Annotated in this window: 5 protein-coding genes and 1 pseudogene; 4 read left to right on the forward strand and 2 right to left on the reverse strand. The window is 50.0% G+C overall.

Annotated features, from left to right (window positions below; all coding sequences use genetic code 11):
• Nucleotides 1-34: 34 nt before the first annotated feature.
• Nucleotides 35-163: a hypothetical protein gene (locus C7B65_RS29335; RefSeq protein ID WP_262983559.1), complete on the reverse strand. Its 129-nt coding sequence runs from the start codon at nucleotides 161-163 to the stop codon at nucleotides 35-37.
• A gap of 712 nt (nucleotides 164-875) precedes the next feature.
• Here C7B65_RS29335 and C7B65_RS18510 point away from each other — a divergent pair.
• The 4 genes from C7B65_RS18510 to C7B65_RS18535 all read left to right on the forward strand — a co-directional run bounded on the left by C7B65_RS18510 (nucleotide 876) and on the right by C7B65_RS18535 (nucleotide 5,314).
• Entirely contained in the window at nucleotides 876-1,085 is a 210-nt protein-coding gene (locus C7B65_RS18510; protein ID WP_073074159.1) for a ribbon-helix-helix domain-containing protein, read from the forward strand.
• Nucleotides 1,078-1,434 carry a GIY-YIG nuclease family protein gene (locus tag C7B65_RS18515; protein ID WP_073074160.1) on the forward strand — a complete coding sequence of 119 codons (357 nt, stop codon included), beginning with the start codon at nucleotides 1,078-1,080 and terminating at the stop codon, nucleotides 1,432-1,434. The genes C7B65_RS18510 and C7B65_RS18515 overlap by 8 nt, the downstream gene beginning before the upstream one ends.
• Before the next feature lie 9 nt (nucleotides 1,435-1,443).
• Nucleotides 1,444-1,668 carry a hypothetical protein gene (locus tag C7B65_RS18520; protein WP_073074161.1) on the forward strand — a complete coding sequence of 75 codons (225 nt, stop codon included), beginning with the start codon at nucleotides 1,444-1,446 and terminating at the stop codon, nucleotides 1,666-1,668.
• A gap of 1,147 nt (nucleotides 1,669-2,815) precedes the next feature.
• The gene (locus C7B65_RS18535) at nucleotides 2,816-5,314 is read left to right on the forward strand and encodes a CHAT domain-containing protein (RefSeq protein ID WP_073074163.1); all 2,499 of its coding nucleotides are present in this window, start codon (nucleotides 2,816-2,818) and stop codon (nucleotides 5,312-5,314) included.
• A gap of 96 nt (nucleotides 5,315-5,410) precedes the next feature.
• On the opposite strand, the pseudogene C7B65_RS18540 reads toward C7B65_RS18535, so the two are convergent.
• A pseudogene (locus C7B65_RS18540) lies at nucleotides 5,411-5,925 on the reverse strand (transposase); the annotation flags it as partial.
• Between the last annotated feature and the right edge of the window lie 75 nt (nucleotides 5,926-6,000).

Raw genomic sequence — 6,000 nt, forward strand, 5'->3', positions numbered from 1 at the left:
TTATACAGGCTTACTTGCAACTTCGGAATCTGGCTTAACACTTTAAGCGGTTCTGAATTGGAGACAGAACGCTCAACACTTCAACGATCGCTCTACCTGTGGCAATGATAGCGCTAAAAATAAATCCCACAAAAAAGACTCGACAGAGATCGGGTCTCCACAAAATCTGTTTGGTGATCTCTCACAATCTACGCCACTGCCCGACCTTCCTTAAGCCGATAAGTGAAGTGAACTGCGGTATCGGGCACGATTTGGGCTGCTAACGCTTCAAACTGCTCATCAGTCGCATAGTTAGCTTCTAACTTAGAGTTATAGTCTCGCTGTTCGTAATGCAGTAGCGCGTAGATGCCAACCTGCGTACTGTCACCATGCCAAGTTCGGTAACGTAGCTGTGGCTCAAAGCCAAGGCTCTCTGCTAACTAATTTGATCGCGTCGATCGACGATATATTCTTGATCCGGTGCAAGTCCAGATAAAGCATAATTTCTCCTGGCTTTAGCGTTAACGGCATTTCCTAGATTTGAGAAGTTGCACGGTTCATTGGGTTTCACTCCTGAGTCTACGGACAAATTTGAACGTTCCATTTTTGGATGGAGTGCGTGTAGCCTGTTGTGGTCTACCCTGTATTGTTACCAGTGTTCCGCCTTGCCACAAGCAAATACGGGTAAGGGAATCAAATAATGGGAGGGCAATCGAAATTAAGCCCAAACCCAGGCATTTGTTTGCCATGATGAGAATGCCTTTACGAATGTAGCTAGGGGGAAGATTGTGAGTCAGACCCCTAGTTTTTGTGCATCTAGACAGTAACGCACTCTCACGCATAGTGAAGTACTCTGTAAACAAATGCAGTGAATTAACGCTAGGAGGGTACGATCAATGGCGGTATCAGAAAATGAGTCTGTGGCAACGAAAAAGCCAAAGTTAACGGCATACGTGGAAGAAGGGGTGGACAAAGCGATTGATCGTGAAGCAGCCAAGGAACGGCGTTCTCGATCACAGATGGTTGCTTTACTCATTGAGGAAGCATTGAAAGCGAGAGGATACGAGTTTCCGACTGATTCTTCTTTGGAGTCGCAAGATGAGTGAAGCGCTCAAAGAAGAAGCACGGGAGATTCTTGAAACTCTTTCGCTAACCTCATTTGAAAGTTGTTATCCACTCAGTCGCGATTTTGAAACAGTGCCCTCTAATCCAGGGTTTTACGCCTTCCGTCATCGTAGGAAGGGAATCTTATATATTGGAATTGGCAACAATCTCAGGCGACGGTTTCGGAATGGGCATAAAGCATTAAGTTGGGCATTTGTGGATCGACTTGATTCGGATGATGTCAGGATTGCTATCGTAGAGATGGGACGGCGAACCCCTCTAGAGGTTGAATATCTCGAAACACGGATGATCCAAAGTGCTCGACCAGGCTATAACACTCGTATGAAGTAGGAGGAATCGATGCAAACCACTACAGACCATCTCACACCTGAAGCAGCTCAGACTTTCCTAAATATGCTTCCAGACAAGATCAGGCTGGGACTCCAGACCTATGCGGCTCAAATCGAGCAGCCCATCGAAGCGGTGATTGAGATGGCGATCGCAGGATTTCTGGATGAAGATTCGATCAGCTTCACAGGTTGCCGTCCTTTAGCGGGTATGAGTTTCAGCAGGAAAGCGCATTAGAAGCCTCGACCTTCATTATCTGCGATAAAACTGCCGTTCTCCAGCCATTAAGCAGTAAACGATCGAGCCTCGATCACCTCACCGTTTCGCTGGTTTTCCAGGCTTTCCACATAAGCCACAGCAACTCGATCGACTCAGCAATTCTCATTATGAAACGAGTCTATTGGGCTTCAGCGATTTACGAGTTTGTGAACAATTGTCAAACCTCTTTTCTGTAAGGGTTCTAGAGACCCTATTTTCCATAATGAGAATTGCTGCGATCGACTGGCATTCAACTGGTTGCGGGTTTTGTTTGAAAGCTGCTGTGAAATCTTGAATAACAAGGTCAAATTGAGCTTGTAAAGCAACAGCACGATCGTTTTTAGTCGTTTCTTTGCTGCTTTTGCTCATAGTCCCGATTTCAAGGCAGGACTAGTTTGGGGTTCTGCCACTGAAACCTCAAAAGGGATGAATCACAAAGGAATTAGCCCTGGCAGAAATGCCAGAGATTGATCAGACTGTATGTCAAGGGTTTCAAGCCGTAGTGCAACTGGCTGAAGCGCTCAAAACGTAGCCATAAGCGCCGGAGTTTACCCTCCCACGCGAACACTCGCTCGATGGGGCGAAAGCGTTCCTGAAAGATTGCCGGGTTGAAGATCGGCTTACGTCCCCGCTTCGGAGTCTTTCTAGCCCGCGGACTCGCCGGAATATTTGCAACTATGCCGCGATTGAACATAACAAACTACGATCGTTCCCCTTCGGAACTCAAGGTCTGTCGTTTGAAGCACGGTAGCTTCAATTCACCGCGTGTTCGTCCCCGTTCAGAACTCGAAATTTATTGTTAGGAAAGCGATAGCTTCGCTTCCCGTAGGGTGCGTTCCTCTTTAAAGCTCAAAAATTTTTGTCTGAAACACGATCGCTCCTTTTTCAAGCTGGAAATTTGTCGTTTGAAGTGCGGTAGCTTCACTTCCCGTAGGGTGCGTTCCTCTTCCAAACTCGAATGCTGAAGATTAGAGGTGCGATCGTGGACAAATAATCTCTATGCATCAATAATTTTGTGAGCGTGTTCGATCAAATACTTTGTGAATCGGAGTTACTGAGCTTGAGATTTGCATATGTTTTGGCGATCGAGAGCGATAACTCACTACAGACGTTTTTACCTGGTGCTATGACTTCTCAACGTTGCCCGATCGTGTCAAAAATGGCTTCGACTTTGCTTTCGCTGGGTCTGTTTGCTGCCAGCATTGGCGTTTCTGCGAGTGTTGTGCTGCCTGTTTTGGGTCAGGAGGGTCGATCGTTTTCTGCCGAGAAGGAAACTGCACTTAAGGAAGCAGCACGGCTCAATCAACAGGTAGGGCAGCTTTACCAGCAGGGCAAGTTTAATGAGGCAATTCCCCTGGCAGAACAAGCATTAAGTATCCATAAACGAATTCTGGGTGAGAACCATCCCGATGTTGCCGCCAGTCTCAACAATCTAGCATTGCTGTACCAGAATCAGGGACGCTACGCTGAGGCAGAACCCCTTTTCAAACAATCGCTGGAGTTGAACAAACGCCTCCTAGGTGAGAATCATCCCGATGTTGCCACCGGCCTCAACAATCTAGCAGGACTGTACCAGAATCAGGGACGCTACGCTGAGGCAGAACCCCTTTTCAAACAATCGCTGGAGTTGAACAAACGCCTCCTAGGTGAGAATCATCCCGATGTTGCCACCGGCCTCAACAATCTAGCAGGACTGTACCAGAATCAGGGACGCTACGGTGAGGCAGAACTCCTCTACAAACAATCGCTGAAGTTGAGAAAACGCCTCCTGGGTGAGAACCATTCCCTGGTTTCTACCAGCCTCAACAGTATGGCATTGCTGTACTGGAGTCAGGGAAATGCTGGAGATGCGACCGACCTCTTCACTCAAGGGCTGCAAATCGAAGAACGTAACCTGGACATCAGTCTCACTGTGGGTGCAGAGGCACAAAAGAAATCATATCTCGCTACTATTGCCGGAACCACTGATGCTACTATTTCCCTGCACCTGCAATCTGCTAACAACAACCCCAACGCCGCCCGTCTCGCCCTCACCACCCTCCTGCGCCGCAAAGGTCGCATCCTCAATGCCCTCACCGATGGAACGCAACGCCTGCGCCAAAACCTCACCCCCGCCGATCAAAAGCGTTTTGACGACCTTGCAGCCGTCCGCACCCAACTCGCCACCCTCTACTACAGCGGACTCGGCAAACTCACCCCTGAACAATACAAAGACCGCATCACCCAACTCCAACAACAAGCCACCCAACTCGAAGCCGACCTCAACAACCGCAGCGCCGAATTTCGCACCCAAAGCCAGCCCATCACCCTCGAAGCCATTCAAAAACAAATCCCCGCCGATACCGCTCTAGTAGACCTGATCCGCTACCAACCCTTCAACCCTAAAGCCAAACAATCTGAGCAATGGGGCAAACCTCGCTACGCCGCCTACACCCTCACTCCCCAGGGCACCATCCAAGCCATCGATTTAGGAGAAGCTGACGCGATCGACCAACTCGTCGCCAAATTCCGTCGCCTTCTGCAATCATCCAACATCGACCCCAAACCCGTCGCCCGTCAACTCGATGCCCTCCTGATGCAGCCCATCCGCACCAAACTAGGCAACACCCGCCAACTCCTGATCTCCCCCGACAGCCAACTCAACCTCATCCCCTTCGCCGCCCTCGTAGACGAACAAAACCGCTACCTCGTCGAATCCTACGCCATCACCTATCTCACAACTGGACGTGATCTATTGCGTTTGCAAACCCATTCACCCAGCCGTCAGCCACCCATAATCGTTGCCAATCCCGACTACGATCGTCCCGGTGATCCCAATTCCACCGCACAGCTTCGCAGCAGCAATTCTCCCATCGTTGCTCAAAAATCCATTCAGCCAATCTCCCCCTCACAGCGTAGATCGGGCCAGCGATCAACCGACCTCGCGACCCTCAAATTTGATTCCCTTCCCGGCACTGCCGCAGAAGCCAAAGCGATCTCTCCCAAACTCCCTGACGCGATCGTTCTCACAGGCTCTCAAGCTACCGAAAACGCGCTCCAACAAATCCAATCTCCCCGCATCCTCCACATCGCCACCCACGGCTTCTTCCTGCAAGATTTCCCTTCACTTACCCCCAACAAAACCCGCGCCAGCGCACTCCCCCTCTTTGAAGGAACCTCCACCGCTCCCGCGATCGGACTGGGCGAAAATCCCCTGCTGCGCGCCGGACTTGCCCTCGCTGGATTCAACCCCCGCAAAAGTGGCACCGAAGACGGCATACTCACTGCTCTCGAAGTCAGCAATCTCAATTTGCGCGGGACTCAACTGGTCGTTTTGTCTGCCTGCGAAACCGGACTTGGTGACATTGCCAACGGTGAAAGCGTTTATGGGTTGCGCCGCGCCCTCACCCTCGCCGGAGCCGAAACCCAACTCATTAGCCTCTGGAAAGTCAGCGACGACGGCACCAAAGACCTGATGGTAAAGTACTACGATCGTCTGCTCAACGGCACCGGACGCAGCGATGCCCTCCTCCTCACCCAGCGAGAGTTCCTTAATGATTCTCAGTATCGCCATCCCTACTACTGGGCATCCTTCATTCCCTCTAGAGATTGGCGACCTTTGAATCTGACTATGGGACTGGGCTAACGCTGATGGGGCCGTCAGAGGTGATTGCAACCAGTGCGATCGCTTCATATTACGGCGTGACGTTTGATTATGATCTTGAGTTTAACGGAGTTAGTGTCACGAATTATTCGCGGAGGCTTTTCGGTTGTGTTTGGCATGATCGCGCTCCAGCACCATACAAAACACAGTCAGACAACTCGTTTCATTTGGAAACGCACCAATCTCATCGGACTTCGCCCGAAACTCACGGAACCATCGCTCAAGATGATTCGTAGTCCGAACATGGCAGTGTAGGTCGTGAGGGAATTGATAGAACGTCAGCGTTAATTCACTATCTTTGAGGAAGGTACGCACCGCATCTGGTTCGAGCAATTGCCACTTTTGAGCAAAGTCTTGCAACGGTTTCTGTGCTTGATTGACATCGGTTGCCTCGAAAATATCATCCGCATCACTCGTGATTTCAAACCGTCGTTGTTGCTTGGCATCAGTCAGTTTGAGCGATTGTTTTTGTGCGTCTAGTTGCGGTAATTGCTCATAGTTTAAATGCCGTGCGATGCCTCTAACTTGTGTGTAATACAGCGTTGTTGGTGGGCATTCGGAAAGTAAGCCGCAATTGCTTGAGGTAATCCTAAACGGGTGCGACCTTTATTTGATACCCTTAGAGCGCAATGGAAAAGCCATATTGATTCAGCTTGTTCCAGAATTGA

The sequence above is a fragment of the Phormidesmis priestleyi ULC007 genome (assembly GCF_003003695.1).
Taxonomy (GTDB): Bacteria; Cyanobacteriota; Cyanobacteriia; order Leptolyngbyales; family Leptolyngbyaceae; genus Phormidesmis_A; species Phormidesmis_A priestleyi_A.